15 protein-coding genes are annotated in these 16,003 nt (G+C 68.8%); 12 read left to right on the forward strand and 3 right to left on the reverse strand.

Going from position 1 to position 16,003, the window contains the following annotated elements:
• Positions 1–33: 33 nt before the first annotated feature.
• Entirely contained in the window at positions 34–1,281 is a 1,248-nt protein-coding gene (gene ygfZ, locus NBW77_RS02405) for a CAF17-like 4Fe-4S cluster assembly/insertion protein YgfZ (protein ID WP_131748738.1), read from the reverse strand.
• Between the two features lie 7 nt (positions 1,282–1,288).
• Positions 1,289–1,747, reverse strand: coding sequence for a Fur family transcriptional regulator (locus NBW77_RS02410; protein WP_242606090.1), 459 nt, complete (start codon positions 1,745–1,747; stop codon positions 1,289–1,291).
• Positions 1,748–1,947: 200 nt separating this feature from the next.
• Here NBW77_RS02410 and NBW77_RS02415 point away from each other — a divergent pair, with 200 nt between their 5' ends.
• Positions 1,948–3,780: a class I SAM-dependent methyltransferase gene (locus NBW77_RS02415; protein WP_131748736.1), complete on the forward strand. Its 1,833-nt coding sequence runs from the start codon at positions 1,948–1,950 to the stop codon at positions 3,778–3,780.
• A 478-nt stretch (positions 3,781–4,258) separates the two neighbouring features.
• Positions 4,259–4,993 (forward strand): phosphoglyceromutase, encoded by a 735-nt coding sequence (locus NBW77_RS02420; protein WP_131748734.1) that lies wholly within the window; start codon positions 4,259–4,261, stop codon positions 4,991–4,993.
• Between the two features lie 85 nt (positions 4,994–5,078).
• On the opposite strand, the gene phoU is transcribed toward NBW77_RS02420, so the two are convergent.
• Entirely contained in the window at positions 5,079–5,720 is a 642-nt protein-coding gene (gene phoU, locus NBW77_RS02425) for a phosphate signaling complex protein PhoU (protein WP_131748732.1), read from the reverse strand.
• Between the two features lie 630 nt (positions 5,721–6,350).
• On the opposite strand from phoU, the gene NBW77_RS02430 reads away from it, so the two are divergent.
• The 10 genes from NBW77_RS02430 to NBW77_RS02475 all read left to right on the forward strand — a co-directional run bounded on the left by NBW77_RS02430 (position 6,351) and on the right by NBW77_RS02475 (position 15,883).
• Positions 6,351–7,427: a sensor histidine kinase gene (locus NBW77_RS02430; RefSeq protein ID WP_131748860.1), complete on the forward strand. Its 1,077-nt coding sequence runs from the start codon at positions 6,351–6,353 to the stop codon at positions 7,425–7,427.
• Between the two features lie 4 nt (positions 7,428–7,431).
• The gene (locus tag NBW77_RS02435) at positions 7,432–8,112 is read left to right on the forward strand and encodes a response regulator (protein WP_131748859.1); all 681 of its coding nucleotides are present in this window, start codon (positions 7,432–7,434) and stop codon (positions 8,110–8,112) included.
• A gap of 298 nt (positions 8,113–8,410) precedes the next feature.
• Positions 8,411–9,448: a Ppx/GppA family phosphatase gene (locus NBW77_RS02440; protein WP_242606089.1), complete on the forward strand. Its 1,038-nt coding sequence runs from the start codon at positions 8,411–8,413 to the stop codon at positions 9,446–9,448.
• A 144-nt stretch (positions 9,449–9,592) separates the two neighbouring features.
• A complete protein-coding gene (locus NBW77_RS02445; protein WP_250279221.1) occupies positions 9,593–10,570 on the forward strand; it encodes a sugar phosphate isomerase/epimerase family protein in 978 nt (325 codons plus the stop codon).
• An 83-nt stretch (positions 10,571–10,653) separates the two neighbouring features.
• Entirely contained in the window at positions 10,654–11,403 is a 750-nt protein-coding gene (locus NBW77_RS02450; protein ID WP_250279222.1) for a class I SAM-dependent methyltransferase, read from the forward strand.
• Positions 11,404–11,473: 70 nt separating this feature from the next.
• Positions 11,474–12,520, forward strand: a complete 1,047-nt coding sequence (locus tag NBW77_RS02455) for a proline dehydrogenase family protein (RefSeq protein ID WP_207387183.1) — start codon at positions 11,474–11,476, stop codon at positions 12,518–12,520.
• A gap of 24 nt (positions 12,521–12,544) precedes the next feature.
• On the forward strand, positions 12,545–13,342 hold the full coding sequence (gene proC / locus NBW77_RS02460) for a pyrroline-5-carboxylate reductase (protein WP_217497612.1): 798 nt from the start codon (positions 12,545–12,547) through the stop codon (positions 13,340–13,342).
• 68 nt (positions 13,343–13,410) lie between these two features.
• Positions 13,411–13,509: a 30S ribosomal protein bS22 gene (locus NBW77_RS02465; RefSeq protein WP_003948845.1), complete on the forward strand. Its 99-nt coding sequence runs from the start codon at positions 13,411–13,413 to the stop codon at positions 13,507–13,509.
• Positions 13,510–13,716: 207 nt separating this feature from the next.
• On the forward strand, positions 13,717–14,592 hold the full coding sequence (locus NBW77_RS02470; RefSeq protein ID WP_131748850.1) for an SAM hydrolase/SAM-dependent halogenase family protein: 876 nt from the start codon (positions 13,717–13,719) through the stop codon (positions 14,590–14,592).
• Positions 14,593–14,842: 250 nt separating this feature from the next.
• The gene (locus NBW77_RS02475) at positions 14,843–15,883 is read left to right on the forward strand and encodes an NAD-dependent epimerase/dehydratase family protein (protein ID WP_131748726.1); all 1,041 of its coding nucleotides are present in this window, start codon (positions 14,843–14,845) and stop codon (positions 15,881–15,883) included.
• The last annotated feature ends 120 nt before the right edge of the window (positions 15,884–16,003 follow it).

Raw genomic sequence — 16,003 nt, forward strand, 5'->3', positions numbered from 1 at the left:
GTCGGAAGTCCTGACGGTCGGAAGTCCTGACGGTCAGCGGGCGAGACGACCTGCCGGGCGGGTGGGCTGTGCAGGCCCGCCGGCCGGGTCGATGGATGCCGCGACCTCGCCTTCCTCAGGGTCGAGGACCACCAGCGGGGCGTCGTCGGCGACGGTCCGCTTGATGATTGCGAGCGCGACCGGACCGAGCTCCGCGTGTACGGCGGACGTACCCACGAACCCGACCGTCCGGCCGCCCGCGCTCACCGGCGCGCCTCGGGTGACAGTTGTGCCGTCCAGATGCAGCAGCACCATGCGACGCGGTGGACGCCCGAGGTTGTGCACCCGGGCGACGGTCTCCTGACCGCGATAACAGCCCTTGTCGAGGTGGACAGCGGTGGAAAGCCAGCCGACCTCGTGCGGGATCGTCCGGTGGTCGGTGTCGGAGCCCAGACGCGGTCGACGGGCGGCGACCCGGAGCGCCTCGAACGCGCCCACACCGGCCAGGGTCGCCCCCGCGGACCGGAGCCGCTCGACCGTCCCGGCCAGTTCGGCGTGCGCAACGAGCAGGTCCACGCCGTACGGCATCCCGCGGACGAGCGTCCCCGCGCTGTCGGGGCGTTCCTCACCGGGTGTGCCTGCCGGTACGGCCGTCGGACGGGCAAGTGGGTACGGCCCTCGGGCGAGCGGATCGTCGTCACCGACGGTCGTGTCCTGGGTGGGACGTCCCCTGAAGAGCGCGAGCGGATGGTCGAGCGACCCCAGCGCGCCCGTCACGACCTGCACCGCGTCCGGGCCGATCACCGATACCACGGCGTGGTCGGCGCCGACGTCGACCGGTTCGACCCGCAGTAGGAAGCGCATCGACTCCAGATAGGCCAGCAGGGCTGGGCTGGTGCCCGGTTCGACGTCCAGCCAGGTCGCTGTCCCGTCATCGGCGATCACCATGTGGTGTTCGACATGGCCGTGTGGGGAGAGCACCAGTGCCTCGCTGCCCCGCATGGCCGGCAACGCGTCCAGATGCTGCGAGGTGATGCTGTGCAGCCAGGAGAGTCGGTCCGGACCGGTGACGCGGATCACCCCGCGGTGCGAGCGGTCGACGACGGCGGCGCCGCGTCCGGCGTCGCGCTGCTCCCGCAGCGGGTCGCCGTAGTGGTCGGCGACCCCGAGGTCCGGCGCTGTCGCGGGCACCGCCCCGGCGGCGGCCAGCAGGGGCGATCGGTAGCCCTGACCGGCGGTGGGATCGCCCGGTGGCGCGGGCCTGGATCCGGTGGTGGGCGTGGCGGTGGAATCGGCGGTCATGGTCTGTTCAACCAACTTGCCGGCCTGCGCAGTCCGCACAGCGGCCCGCGAGCGCCACATGGTCGACGTTCACGGAAAACCCGAAGTCATCCCGCAGTCGGGTCACCAGGTCGGACAGTACGTCCGGCGGAATCTCCCGGATGGCGCCGCAGGCACCGCAGACGAGGTGAACGTGTTCTTTGACGCCGGCCGCGTGGTAGGTCGGCGCGCCGTGCCGCAGATGGGCGTGGGAGACGAGGTCGAGTTCCTCGAGAAGGTCCAGCGTCCGGTACACCGTCGAGATGTTGACCCCGCCGGCGGTTCGGCGGACCTCCGTAACGATCTCTTCCGGGGTCGCGTGGCCGAGCCGGGCAACCGCCTCCAGCACAAGCTGGCGTTGTGGCGTGAGGCGGTACCCGCGAGAACGCAGCTGCGTCTGCCAGTTGCCCCGCAGCGCGCCCTTGACGTCCGCGCTCTTGACGTCCACGGCCATGACGTCAGTGTAGGCGCAGCACCTGGGCATGGTCCTTGAGTGACCGGGTCCCCCGAGCGACCGGGCATGACGTGAGGCCAGGATCGGCCTGGTGCGCGGGGCGCCGTTCGACGCGGGGCGCCGTTCGACGCGGGGCGCCGTTCGACGCGGGGCGCCGTTCGACGCGGGAGGATCCGTTCGACGCGGGAGGATCCATGGGCCGACGGCTACCGATCATCATGTGCACGGCAATCCTGTTCAACACCGTCCGGTTGTACGGCCGGCTGCGTGGGCTTGACACGGCGGCGCCGAGCCTGCGCCCGGTCGGACCTGACCATGCGTTTCTTGTCGCCACCGGTGTCGTGCTCACCGAGGACGCGCGTCGCGCCGCGAGCGCGCATGCCGACGCCACCGGCACCGAGGTTCTCGATCTCGTCCCGTCCGATCTTGCCCCGCACCTGGTGGTCGATCTTGCTCGAGTGGTCGACACCCGGACCTACGGCCAGGACCGGTTCGCGACGGGGACGGGGGCGTTTCACGCGCTGCTCGTCGACCGGGGGCTGCTGGTCAGGGCCGGTGTGGAGGAACGGGACGACTACCCACCGGCCGAACTCGCGCTGATCACCCGGAAGCTGAAACGGTACGCGCCCACCAGTACCGACCTGGCCGTCATCCCCGGAGTACACGCCCATCGGGACGCGGCAGGCCGGCGGCTGCGTGCCCGGTGGATGGCTGAGCGTTACCGGCGGCCGCTGCTCGTCGTTCCGTTCATCCGAGGCGCGGCCCTGGCCGTCGGCCTGGTCACGAGTCCGGGCTGGGGGGCCGCGGCGGTCGCCGGCTGCTGGCTGGCACCGTTCGCGGCGTGTGCCGGCCGGCTGCGGACACGGCCGGCGGAGGCGGTCCGCGGTCCAGCCACCCGCCTTCTCACCGGTCCGGGCGTGGTGGCCACCGGGATCAGGACCCGGCAGTGCGGGCACCCGTCCGAGCAGGCCGAGGCGGCCGAGGCGGCAGAGGCGAGGCGGCGGCGGGCCAGGTACCACGACGAGATCGCGGCCGGGGTGGACAACCTGCTCGAGCCCGGACGGAAGAACTGCCCGTGGTGCGGGTCGACGCGGCTGTCGCTGCGGGTCGAGGCCGGTGACACGGTGATGGGCAAGCCGGGCCGCTTCCGGTACGACGGCTGCGCAGACTGCGGCCACATCTTCCAGAACCCCCGCCTGAGCCCGGCCGGCCTGGAGTTCTACTACCGGGATGTCTATGACGGGTTGTACGCCGAGCTCGCCGAGGAGGTCTTCGGTTCGTCCGACACGGTCTACCGGGCGCGGGTCGCCCTGCTGACCCGGCATACGACACCCGCACGGTGGCTCGACGTCGGCGGCGGGCACGGCCACTTCTGCCTCGCGGCGAAGGGCCTGCTGCCCGACACGACGTTCGACGCACTGGACATGGGGGAGGGGATCGAGGAGGCGGCCCGGCGCCGCTGGGTGGGGCGTGCGTACCGGGGGTTCTTCCCCGATCTCGTCGATGAGATCGCGGGCCGCTATGACGTGATCAGCATGTTCCACTACCTGGAACACACCCGTGACCCGTATCAGGAACTCGACACCGCGGCCAAGGCGCTTGCTCCCGGCGGGTATCTCGTGATCGAGGTCCCGCATGCCCACGGCCCGTCCCTACGGATCTACCGGAACCGCTGGGTCGGCCTGTTCCCCCCGCAGCATCAGCACCTGATCCCGCCGGACAACCTCGTCCGGGCACTGGCCGAGCGGGACCTGAGTCTCGTCGAGCTCCAGTTCGGCGGGACCCACCAGGCGATGGACGCGGCGGCGGCCGCCTTCTTCCTGATGCAGGAGGCGCAGCCGGACCCGACCCTGCCGTGGCTGCCCTACGAGGCGACACCGTGGCGGCGGTTGTGTCGCGGGCTCGCCGTGACGGCGGGCACTCCACTGGTGCTCGGCGGGGCGGTCGTCGACCAGTTGACGCGTCCTTACTTCGAATCGGGGCGACGGGCGAACGCCTACCGGATCGTGGCTCGCGGACAGGGATGATCCGGTCCGCGGCGCGTTCCCGTCCAGGTGCGTCAGCAGTCAGGGCGAGAGTCGGGAAAAGCGGTTGCCGGGCCCGCCCGAGTGAACGTAGCGTTGTCCGTACACGGGAAGGGAGGTGGTCCAGTTTTGTGTGATAAACGGACTCGTGAGGTGACTGTCCGCTAGTCGGTCTCGTGGTCCTCACCCGGCCGGGTGGCCTGCGGGCACCGGCACCGGCGAGAACCAGGCAGACACCAGACCCCCGGGCGTCGTCGCTGGTCCCGACGGCCCATCTTTCCTACGTGGATGATGGAAGCGCCCGGGGGTTTCCACGTCCTCCAGGACAATTGGTCCGGAATCGATCCAGAGCGGATGTACCTGGCCGGGATCGGCAAAGGTACCGGGTGTTCAGGCCGACCCGGCCGTAAGACGGCTCCGCGCGCCTGCGCCGCGCCGATACGGCCGCATCCGGCGTCACAGTTACGGCAGGATCGACGGTATGCCGACGCTCGTCCTGCTCCGCCACGGCGAGAGCACGTGGAACCAAGAGAACCTGTTCACCGGCTGGGTGGACGTGGACCTGTCCGAAAAGGGCCTCAAGGAAGCGACCCGCGGCGGCGAGCTGCTGCGTGACTCCGGCGTGCTGCCGGACGTCGTGCACACCTCCCTGCTGCTGCGCGCGATCCGCACCGCCTGGATCGCCCTGGACGCCGCCGGACGCACCTGGATCCCGGTCCACCGGTCGTGGCGTCTGAACGAGCGGCACTACGGTGGCCTGCAGGGCCTGGACAAGGCCGAGACACTCGCCCAGTACGGCGAGGAGAAGTTCATGCTGTGGCGCCGTTCCTATGACACGCCGCCGCCACCGATCGGGCCGGGCCAGGCCAGCGGTGTCGACGAGCGGTACGCCGCTCTGCCGCCGGACGTCATCCCGACAACCGAGTGCCTCAAGGACGTCGTCGCCCGGATGCTGCCGTACTGGTACGACGCGATCGTGCCGGATCTGCGGGCCGGGAAGGTCGTGCTCGTCGCAGCCCACGGCAACTCGCTGCGTGCGCTGGTCAAGCATCTGGACGGGATCAGCGATGCCGACATCGCCGGTCTGAACATTCCCACCGGCATCCCGCTGCGCTACGAGCTGGACGACGATCTGCGGGTCGTCGGTTCCGGGTACCTGGACCCGGACGCGGCGGCGACGGCTGCCGCGGCCGTGGCCGCGCAGGGCAAGAGGTAACAACCGGGGCTCGGCCGGGACGGGGGACATGCCGCCGGCCGGCGGCATGTCCAGCGGGTGCCCCGATTCAGGCGTCCCGGCCGTTCTAGACCTTGTCCCCGGTCACCAGATAGATCACCCGATGGGCGACCGACACCGCATGGTCGGCGTAACGCTCGTAGTAGCGACCGCACAGGGTGATGTCGATCGCCGCTTCCATGCCGTGGGTCCACTCGATTTCCAGCAGGACATGGAAGAGTTTGCGGTGCAGCGCGTCCATCGAGTCGTCGTCGCTTTCCAGCTCCTTGGCCAGTGCGGCGTCGCGGCCCGCGATGACGGACCCGGCCTTGGCCACGATCCGCTGCGCCACCTGACCCATCTCAAGGATGATCGAGTGTAGTTCCGGCGGGATGGCGCGGCCGGGGTAGCGCCGCCGGGCGACTTTCGCGACGTGCAGCGCCAGATCGCCCATACGTTCGAGGTCGGCGACGATGCGTAGCGTTGTGACCATTGCCCGAAGATCGCTGGCGACCGGCTGCTGTCGCGCCATGACATCGAAGGATCTTTCCTCGATCTCATTACGCAGGAGGTCCACGGTCTCGTCGGCCGTGATCACGCCCTCGGCAAGCTGTAGATCGGCGTCGAGAAGCGCGGTTGTCGCTCGCGCCATTGCCGAAGCGACCAGGTTGGTCATCTCGACGAGTGAGGAGTTGATGCTCTCGAGCTCGTCATGGAAGGCGTCCCGCACAGACGGCTCCTTCGTGTTCGCGGCGGTTGTCGGTCCATCTGATCACAGCAGGTGCGGGTTCTGCGATTGAGAGCACGCGCACCCTCCACCGCCCGGTGCCGCACGCCCGGGTCGGCGACCCGCAAGGACACCGCCATCGGGCCCTGCGCGCGTCGGCCCGGGATATGCCACGAGGAACCGGGAGACGGCGGTTGCCTCCCGGACAGCGCGCGATCTTGACCGCTGCGCACATCCTGCTTCGACCAAACGATTGCCGGTGCTGCTCGCCCTCCGGTGAACAGCCCCTGTGAGCTGGATGAACTCCTGGCGACGATCGGCGCCGGTTGGGTTGATACGCGTCAAGGGAACTGCTGGGCACCTACCATTCGGCCCGTGGGCGATGGTGTGGGTGAGCAGGGGTCCGGGTTCAGGTTTCGCCCGGATTCCGCCGATCCGGCGTCGGAAATCCGCCAGGGACGGCCACGGACCCACCCTGTGACCGGATGGTCCGGGCCGGATGTATCAGGGTCCGTATCGGGCGACCCGGGGGGTGACGACGTCACGCCGCACCCACGCCGTCGTGTCCGCAACCCTGCCGGGGGCAACCCGTCGTCCGGCGGTCTCGGGGGGCAGCAGGCCGCATCCAAGGCGATGTTGCCCTCGAGGCTCGTCCGGCGTCTTGTCGACGGCCTGCCGTCCGGGCTCGTCGTGGTGGACGCGAGTGGCGCGGTGGTGTTGGCCAACCCGGTTGCCCGCGCGATGGGTGTGGTCGCGGACGGTCGCCTGGGCCTGGACGAACTGACCGAGCTGGTGGGCCGGACCCAGACCGACGGTGTCGGTCGTGACCGACAGCTCGGTCTGCCGCCACGGCCGGAACCGCCGCTGACCCGTCCACGTCCTGACCAGCAGGCGTCTGCCGTGCGTGCACGTACGCTGCGCCTCGGGTCGGACGGCTATGTGGCTGTGATCCTCGATGATGTCACCGAGGCCCACCGGGTCGAGGCGGTCCGCCGTGACTTCGTGGCCAACATCAGCCACGAGCTCAAGACCCCGGTTGGCGCCCTGCATGTGCTCGCCGAGGCCGTTGCCGCCGCCAGCGACGATCCGGTGGCCGTCCGGCGTTTCGCGTCCCGGATGACGCACGAGTCGTCCCGGCTGGCCCGCCTCGTACAGGAGATCATCGATCTTTCCCGGTTACAGGGCGCGGACCCCATGCCGGACCTGCGACCGGTACAGGTGTCCTCGGTGCTCGCCGAGGCGCTGGACCGCACCCGGCTGGCCGCCTCGGCCCGCGAGATCACCGTGGCCGTCATCGGCGACAGCGACTTCGAGGTCAGCGGGGACGAGGGACAGCTGGTGACCGCGCTCGCGAACCTGCTGGACAACGCCATCAGCTACTCCCCGACCGGGACCCGGGTGGTCATCGGTGTGCGGCGGTCGGGCGGGACCGTGGAGATCTCCGTCGCGGACGAGGGCATCGGCATCGCGGAGAAGGATCTGGAGCGGGTTTTCGAACGCTTCTACCGGGCCGACCCGGCGCGGTCCCGCGCGACTGGCGGGACCGGGCTCGGACTGGCGATTGTGAAGCACGTCGCGACCAACCATGGAGGGAACGTGAGCGTGTGGAGCTCCGAGGGAGCGGGCTCGACCTTCACGATCAGACTGCCCCTGTCGCAGGCCGGCGCCGATGTCGAGAGCGAATACGACTGTGATGACGAAGGAGTGTGACGGGGTGACCCGCCTGTTGGTCGTGGAGGACGAGGAGTCGTTCTCGGATGCGTTGTCGTTCATGCTGGAACGGGAGGGTTTCGAGGTCGCGGTGGCTGCCGACGGGCCGACCGCACTGGCCGAGTTCGATCGACACGGAGCCGATCTCGTCCTGCTGGACCTGATGTTGCCAGGGCTGTCCGGAACCGAGGTCTGCCGGACACTACGCCAGCGGTCGACCGTTCCGGTGATCATGCTGACGGCTCGTGACGGTGAGATCGACAAGGTCGTCGGTCTGGAACTGGGCGCCGACGACTACGTCACAAAGCCGTTCTCGGCCCGCGAACTGGTCGCACGCATCCGTGCGGTGCTGCGTCGCCGTGGCGAGGCCGAGGACCACGTCACAGCGACGTTGGAGGCCGGTCCTGTCCGCATGGACGTCGAACGCCACGTCGTCACCGTCGACGGGGCCGCTGTCCCGCTCCCGCTCAAGGAATTCGAGTTGCTGGAGATGTTCCTGCGCAACGCGGGCCGGGTACTCACCCGCGGCCAGCTGATCGACCGCGTCTGGGGGTCGGACTACGTCGGAGACACCAAGACCCTCGACGTCCATGTCAAGCGGCTGCGGACGAAGATCGAAGATGAGCCGGGTAATCCACGCCACCTGGTGACCGTCCGTGGCCTCGGTTACAAGTTCGAACCCTGAGAGCGTCCGAGGGCGGGGCGTCGCGAGCCGCACGGTCCTGCGTTCGGGCGCTCTCTGCGGTCGGCCTTCGGTAGCCTCCGACATTCACCGGACAAGTCCGCGGAGCTGATCGCCACCGTATGTTTTCAGGGATGATGTTTCATCGGACGCCGATGCCGGCTGCCCTACACGATCGACCTGAGGTGGATGCGAACGTGGTCAAGGTGACGTCGAGGCCCGCGGTTCGTCGGGTGCCCGCCGGTGTGCTCCCATCCCCGGCGGCGACGAGGTCGCCTGCCGCGACCCGCTCCGGACGTGCATGATGACGCTGAAGTCGGACATCGTGGCCCTGCCGGTGACCCATCAGGAGCAGGGACGCCAGGATGGCGGTCAGGCGGTCCGACCGGCCGGGCCCGCCGGTCGCATGCGCCTCGGTGTGATCGACATCGGGTCGAACACCGTGCACCTGCTGGTGGTGGACGCTCATGTCGGCGGGCAGCCGTTGCCGGCGGCCAGCGTGAAGGTTCCGCTGCGGCTCGTCGAACTCCTCGACGGTGATGGCGCGCTGTCCGCCGAGGGCGAACGGACGCTGACCGAGTGCATCATCCAGATGCGCGAGCGTGCCGACGATCTCTGTGTTGACGACCTTGTCGCGTTCGCCACGTCAGCTCTTCGGGACGCCACCAACAGTGATGCCGTGCTGGCCCGGCTGCGGGCGGCGAGTGGCGTCGCGCTGGCGGTCCTGCCGGGGCAGGACGAGGCCCGCCTGACCTTTCTGGCGGTGCGTCGCTGGTTCGGGTGGAGTGCCGGGCGGTTGCTCGCGCTCGACATCGGCGGCGGGTCGCTGGAGCTCGCCGCCGGGATGCACGAGGACCCCGACGTGGTGTCGTCCCTGCCGCTGGGGGCGAGTCGGCTCAGCCGCGACTGGTTCGCGAACGATCCGCCCAAGCGGTCCGAGGTCACAGCTCTGCGCCGGTATGTGCGGGCGCACCTCGCGCCGGTCGTGTCGAACCTGTACGTGGTCGGCGAGCCGACGCGGGCGGTGGCGACGTCGAAGACCTTCCGGTCGCTGGCCCGTATCGCCGGCGCGGAGTCCTACAGCCGCGGCCCGTACGTGCGCAGGGTTCTGCGCCGGGACGCGCTGAGTGAGATATCCGCCCGGCTGTGTAAAATGTCGGCAGCCGACCGTTCTGGTCTGCCGGGGGTTTCGGCCGATCGTGCGGGCCAGCTCGCCGCCGGGTCCGTGGTCGCTGCCGAGACGCTCGACCTGCTGAATCTGGACGAGGTCGAGATCTGCCCGTGGGCGCTTCGGGAGGGCATCATACTGCGCAGGCTGGACTGGCTGACGTCCGCCTAACCAAAAACGGTGCGATTACGGGGGACCCGTCGGATCGCGAAGCGATCTGTCGGGCACGTTTTGCGGCTAGCCGTGCCGTGTGGTGATCTTATGATCACGGAGGGTGCCGGTGAAGATTTGAAGAACACGCCCTACCCTGGAGGGATGTCTGAGGCGCCAACCCCAGCGCCGCGGCTCGGGGGCGCCGAGACTGCGGGCAACGGAGTCATGGGTCCGCGGGGGCCGGCGCAGGGTTTCGCTGTTTCCTCCCGCGGCACCGCCTATCCAACCCTGATTGCGCCCCGCCGCGGCGAGCGGATCACTGCGCGTGTCCCCTCGGCGAGGGTCGCGTTGTCGACCGCGTCGACCTATCCTGAATCGACGGCCGCGGCTTTTGAGATGGCCGCCCGGCTTGGCTACGACGGTGTCGAAATCATGGTGTGGACCGACCCGGTAAGTCAGGATCCGGAAGCTCTGCGGCGACTTGTCGACTATCACGGCATTCCGATTGTCGCCATCCATTCACCGTGCCTGTTGCTCACCCAGCGAGTGTGGGGTGCCGAGCCCTGGGCGAAGCTGCAGCGGGCCCGGACGGTCGCGGAAACGTTGCAGGCGTCGACCGTCGTCGTCCACCCGCCGTTTCGCTGGCAGCGTGACTATTCCCGCGATTTTGTCGAGGGAATCGTGCGGATGGAGGGCGAGACGGCTGTCCGGTTCGCCGTCGAGAACATGTTTCCGTTGCGTGCTCGTGGGCGTGAGATTTCCGCATATGCTCCGGACTGGTCGCCTGTCGAGGACGACTACCGGCATGTCACGCTCGACCTGTCACATACCAGTGTTTCCCGTTCCGATGCGCTCGCCATGGCCGACACGCTCGGTGAGCGGCTCGTTCACGTCCACATTGCGGACGGGATGGGGTTCGCCAAGGACGAGCACCTCGTGCCGGGACGCGGCAACCAGCCGTGCGCCGAGCTGCTGGAGCGGCTTGCGGCCCGGGGTTTCGATGGCACCGTGGTGGTGGAGATCAATACCAGGCGGGCGGAGTCCCGAGCACAGCGGGAGGCCGATCTTGCCGAGGCCCTGGCCTTCACTCGGCTCAACCTCGCGGCAGCGCCCGCGACCGCGGGCGGCCGGGCACCCTGACCGCGCGGGCGTACCGCACCACGCGGTGCGCGATTCTCAACCCGTCGCGTGGGTGTCGTCCGTAGCGGTGTCACCATTCGGGGGTGAGTACCAGGTGGCTGTTCGATCCGCTGGTGACCGCTTACGATGCCGCCCGGCCGTCCTATCCTGATCGGCTGTTCACGGATCTTGAGCGGCTTGCCGGGCGTGGGCTTGCCGGCGCCGATGTTGTCGAGGTGGGGGCGGGCACCGGTATCGCCACCCGACAGCTGCTCGCTCGCGGCGCCCGGGTGATCCCGGTGGATCACAGCCCGGGGATGCTGGGCCGACTGCGGGAGCGTTCGCCCAGGATCGGCGCGGTACGTGGCGACGGCGAGGCCCTGCCGTTCGCGAACGCGGTGGTCGATCTTGTCTGCTACGCCCAGGCGTGGCACTGGGTGCGGGTGCCGGTGGCCGCGGCCGAGGCCGCGCGGGTGTTGCGGCCCGGTGGCGCGCTCGCGGTCTGGTGGAACGAGGTCGATGGCGAGGACCTGCGCTGGTGGGACCGTCAGCAGCGGCGGCTGGAGGAGATGAGTCCCGGTTACCGGCGTGACTACCGCATCCGCCCGTGGGCGGACGAGCTGCGTTGGACCGGTCTGTTCACCGAGGTCGTGACGGTGTCCGACCGGTGGAGCCGGACGCTCCCGTTGGCGACCTACGAACTGTGCCTGCGTTCGAAGTCGTACGTCGCGGCGATCGGGGACCGACTCGCGGAGTTCATGGATGCCGAGCGACGGTCCCTGCTGCGGGCCTTCCCGCACGGGATGGTCACCGAGCCGTTCCACACGGTGCTGGTCGTCGCGCGGCCCGGGTAGGCTCCTCGAGCCTCCAGGAACTTGATCATGGTCTTTTCGTATGGCCGGAGACTTCGCGTGGCCGGAGACCATGAGGCATCCTGGGGCGGTGCTGCGAACGGCAATGTTGCGAACGGCGGTGCTGGCCGCGTCGGGCGACCCGAGGGTCCGCCAGCTCGTGTCCACCACGCGGTTGACCCGTGCTGTGGTCACGCGGTTCGTCGCCGGAGAGGACGCCGCGGCAGCGGTCACGGTGGCGGACGGGTTGGCGGCCACAGGTCTGCGGGTGTCCCTGGCCGTGCTCGGGGAGGACACGACCGACCGGCGTCAGGCCGAGGAGTCCGCCGTGGCCTATGGCGGGCTCCTGCGTGCGCTCGCCGACGCGGGCCTCACTTCGGCCGCGGAGGTGTCGGTGAAGCTCTCCGCGCTCGGGCAGAGGTTTGACGCCTCGCTCGCGCGGGACCTCGCGCTGTGGGTGTGCCAGGCGGCTCGGGATGCCGGTAGCTGTGTCACCGTCGACATGGAGGATCACACCACCACCGACGCGACCCTGACCGTGGTCGCCGAGCTACGCCGGGAGTTCGACGAGACCGGCGCCGTCGTCCAGGCCTACCTGCGGCGGACCGAGGCGGACTGCCGTGCCCTCGCCGTCGCCGGTGGGCGGGTACGGCTGTGCAAGGGCGCCTACGCCGAGCCGCCATCGGTCGCCTTCACGCATCGGGCCGAGGTGGAGGCGTCGTATGCGCGGTGTCTGGCGGTTCTCATGGCCGGTCAGGGCTATCCGATGGTTGCCACGCACGACCCGGCCCTTGTCGAACTGGCCGGCAGGGTCGCCGGGGCGGTCAGCGCGGACGGGCAGAGCGCCAGATGGAGTGCCCGAAAGAACGACCGACAGGATGGCGGGTCGCGGCTGGGTCCGGGTCCAGGTCCAGGTCCAGGGCCTGCGCGGCGGCCGTTCGAGTACCAGATGCTGTACGGGGTCCGACCGGGTGAGCAGCAACGCCTCGTCGGGGCCGGCGAGGTCGTGCGGGTCTACGTTCCATGCGGGCGGGAGTGGTACGGCTACCTGATGCGGCGGCTTGCCGAGCGTCCGGCCAACCTGCTGTTCTTCCTACGGGCGCTGCGGTCGTCCGGGTGAGGTCAGCCAAGTGAAGGGATGTCCATGACGGTCGCGATCCTCGGCGCCGGGAAACTCGGTGAGGCACTGCTGTCGGGAATGCTGCGTTCCGGGTATGACCGGGACGATCTGTTCGTGACGGCTCGGCGCCGTGACCGCGCCGAGGAGCTGTCCGTCCGCTACGGGGTTTCGGCGGTGTCGAACCCGGCCGCGGCCACCCGGGCACGAGTGCTGATACTCACGGTCAAGCCCCAGGACATGACTGCCCTGGTCGGTGAGATCACCGGGGTCGTCACCCCTGACCATCTGGTCGTCTCGGTGGCGGCCGGCATCACCACCTCGTTCCTGGAGCACCGGCTTGCCGCCGGAACCCCGGTGGTGCGGGTGATGACGAACACGCCGGTTCTGGTGGACGAGGCGATGTCTGCGATCTCGGCAGGCGCCCATGCCGGCGAGGAGCACCTGCGCCGCACCGAGGACCTGCTGGCGCCGGTCGGCAAGGTCGTCCGGGTACCCGAGTCCCAGCAGGACGCGGTGACCGCGCTGTCAGGCAGTGGCCCGGCCTACTTCTTCTACCTGGTCGAATCCATGATCGACGCGGGCATCCTGCTGGGCATCCCGCGGGCGGTCGCGGCGCAGTTGCTGGTGCAGACCGCGTTGGGGGCCGCGGTGATGCTGCGCGATTCCGGCGAGCATCCGGTGATGTTACGTGAGGCCGTGACGTCCCCGGGGGGGACGACGATCAACGCGATCCGGGAGCTGGAGAACCACGGCGTCCGGGCGGCGCTGTTGGCCGCGATCGAGGCAGCCCGGGACCGTTCCCGCGAGCTTGCCACCGGTTAGGGGTCGGCGACCGGGTAGGCTCGGCGGATAGTTCGTTCAGATCTCCTTCAAGCAGATCGGTCGGGTTCGTGGGTTCGGTAATCAAGAAGCGTCGCAAGCGAATGGCCAAGAAGAAGCACCGCAAGCTCCTCAAGCGAACCCGCGTTCAGCGTCGTAACAAAAAGTAGTCATACGGCTACTTTTTGATGTCCTGGCTGTCGCCCCGGCATGCTGTGTCATTCGGCGTGTTCGGGGTGACAATTCGGCGGTCGGGTACGGATCGGCGGTCATCCGGTTTCTACCGGTAGGTCCGGTGTCGCTGACTGTCGGTGCCCTGTGAGAAGCTGTGCGTGACGGACGGCAATGGAGCCGGCCTCGACACAGGGGATCTTGTCATGGGTTCGTGGATCAGTTTTCTGTCCGATTACGGGCTGGATGACTCCTGCGTGGGTGTGTGCCACGGGGTAATCGCCAGGCACGCTCCGGATGTGCGTGTGATCGATCTGTGTCATGCGGTGTTGCCGCAGGATGTCGAGCATGGTGCGGCGATGCTGGCCGGAGCTGTCGGGTACCTGCCTACGGGCATCCATCTGGCTCTGGTCGAACCGCTCGGTACCGACGGCGATTACACCCGTGGGATTGCGGTACGGACCGCCGACGGATCGATCATAATCGCGCCTGACAACGGACTGGCCTCTCTCGCCTGGGACCTGCTGGGCGGCGTTGTCGACGTACATGAGATCTCCAACCGGAAGCTGTGGCTACCGATGCCGACCGCGGTGTTTCGCGGCCGGGACGTCTACGCGCCGGTTGCCGCCCGGTTGGCAACCGGGCTGTCCCCCGGTGAGGTGGGTCCGCGGCTGGACCCCGCGTCCCTCGTCCGGCTTCGGCCGCGGGTGTGTTCCGTGGACGACGACCACGTGCACGGCGAGGTCGTCGACATCGACCACTTCGGTAATCTCGCGTTGAACGCCACCCGTACAGATCTGGAGGCGGCGGGCATCCTGCTCGGGGATCCGGTCGAGATACGCATCGCCGGACGCACCCTGGCCCTGCGGTTCACCCATACCTATGGCGAGGTGCCGGTAGGCCGGCTGGTGGTCTGCGAGGATTCCCTACGTCGCATCATGATCGCCGTCAACTGTGGTCGGGCCGCGGACACCCTGCGGGTGCGTCGTCGGGCCGCGATCGTGATTGCCCAGGCTCCCCGCCAGCCGCGACCGCGGCCGGCGGCGCCGGCCGTGTCGGTCCCACTGCCCGCCCACGCCTGACCTCGGCATCGGTGGGCCGCCAACCTCCTGGGCCGCCAACCTCCTGGGCCGCCACAACCTCCTGGGCCGCCGTATCGGTACGGCGTACCAGCGGACCAACATGTCGGGTTACATTATCCGGGTTGTCGGGTTACGACATGCGGGTAACGCAGATAATGAGATGCCGCGCCGCAGACTCGATGCTGTTCTGATGTCGACAACTCCCCGGCGTAGGATGACGCCGGGGATCGGGGGCAGGGGGAAGACCAAAATGCGACCACGTTGTGTGCTCGTTACGGGTGTTTCCCGGCCACTCGGCGCGCAGGTGGCAAGTGCTTTCGCCGCAGATCCGGAGATCGAAAATGTGATCGGGGTCGATACCATACCACCCCGTGTCGATCTTGGGCGCACGCAGTTCGTCCGAGCCGACATCCGCAATCCGCTGATCGCGAAGGTAATCGGCGCAGCCGCGGTCGACACCGTTCTTCATCTGAATGTCATCGCCACTCCGCTCGGAGCTGGTGGGCGGGCCGTGATGAAGGAAATCAATGTCATTGGCACGATGCAGCTTCTTGCCGCCTGCCAGAAGGCGCCGAGCGTCACAAAGCTGATCGTAAAGTCCACCACAACGATCTACGGATCATCTCCCCGTGACCCGGCCTTGTTCACGGAGGAAATGGAGCCGCGCAGTCTTCCCCGTGGTGGGTACAGCAAGGACGCGTTCGAGGTCGAGGGCTACGTCCGGGGTTTCAGCCGTCGTCGTCCCGACGTCACGGTCAGTGTGCTGCGTTTTACCAACATCGTCGGTCCGGGCATTGACAGCCCGCTGACGCGTTACCTTGAACTGCCGATCGTCCCGACAGTGCTCGGGTTCGATCCGCGCCTGCAGCTCCTACACAGCGAGGACGCGCTCGGGGTGCTCACGAAGGCGGCGGCACAGGACCATCCCGGCACGTTCAACGTCGCGGGGGACGGAGTTCTCCTGCTGTCCCAGGCTGTTCGGCGTGCGGGGCGTGCGCCGCTGCCGGTGCCCTCCCCGGCAGTGGTCACGCTGGGAAACCTGGTGCGCCGGTCCCGGCTGCTGGACTTCTCCGCCGAGCAGCTCGGCTTCCTCGCGCACGGCCGCGCGGTCGACACCACCCGCCTGAAGCAGGTGTTCGGCTACGTCCCGAGATTCACGACGTCCGAGACCTTCGACGACTTCGTACGCGACCGCCCGATACGTTTTGCGATCGACCGGGACACCGTGATCCGAGCCGAACGTGGTCTGCTGGACGTGCTCGCGCGGCGCAGGTTGGTCGGGACGTCATGAGGCAACGGGCCGGAAACCGGCGGCGTTCCTCGACGGGTGGGCACTACGCGGAAATCCTCACCGTATCGGCCGGACCCAGCAGGCCCGGCAGGCGCGGTGTGAAGGCTGGGAGGACTCTGG

It is taken from the genome of Frankia sp. Cppng1_Ct_nod (genome assembly GCF_920656135.1).
In the GTDB taxonomy this organism is placed as follows: domain Bacteria; phylum Actinomycetota; class Actinomycetes; order Frankiales; family Frankiaceae; genus Protofrankia; species Protofrankia meridionalis.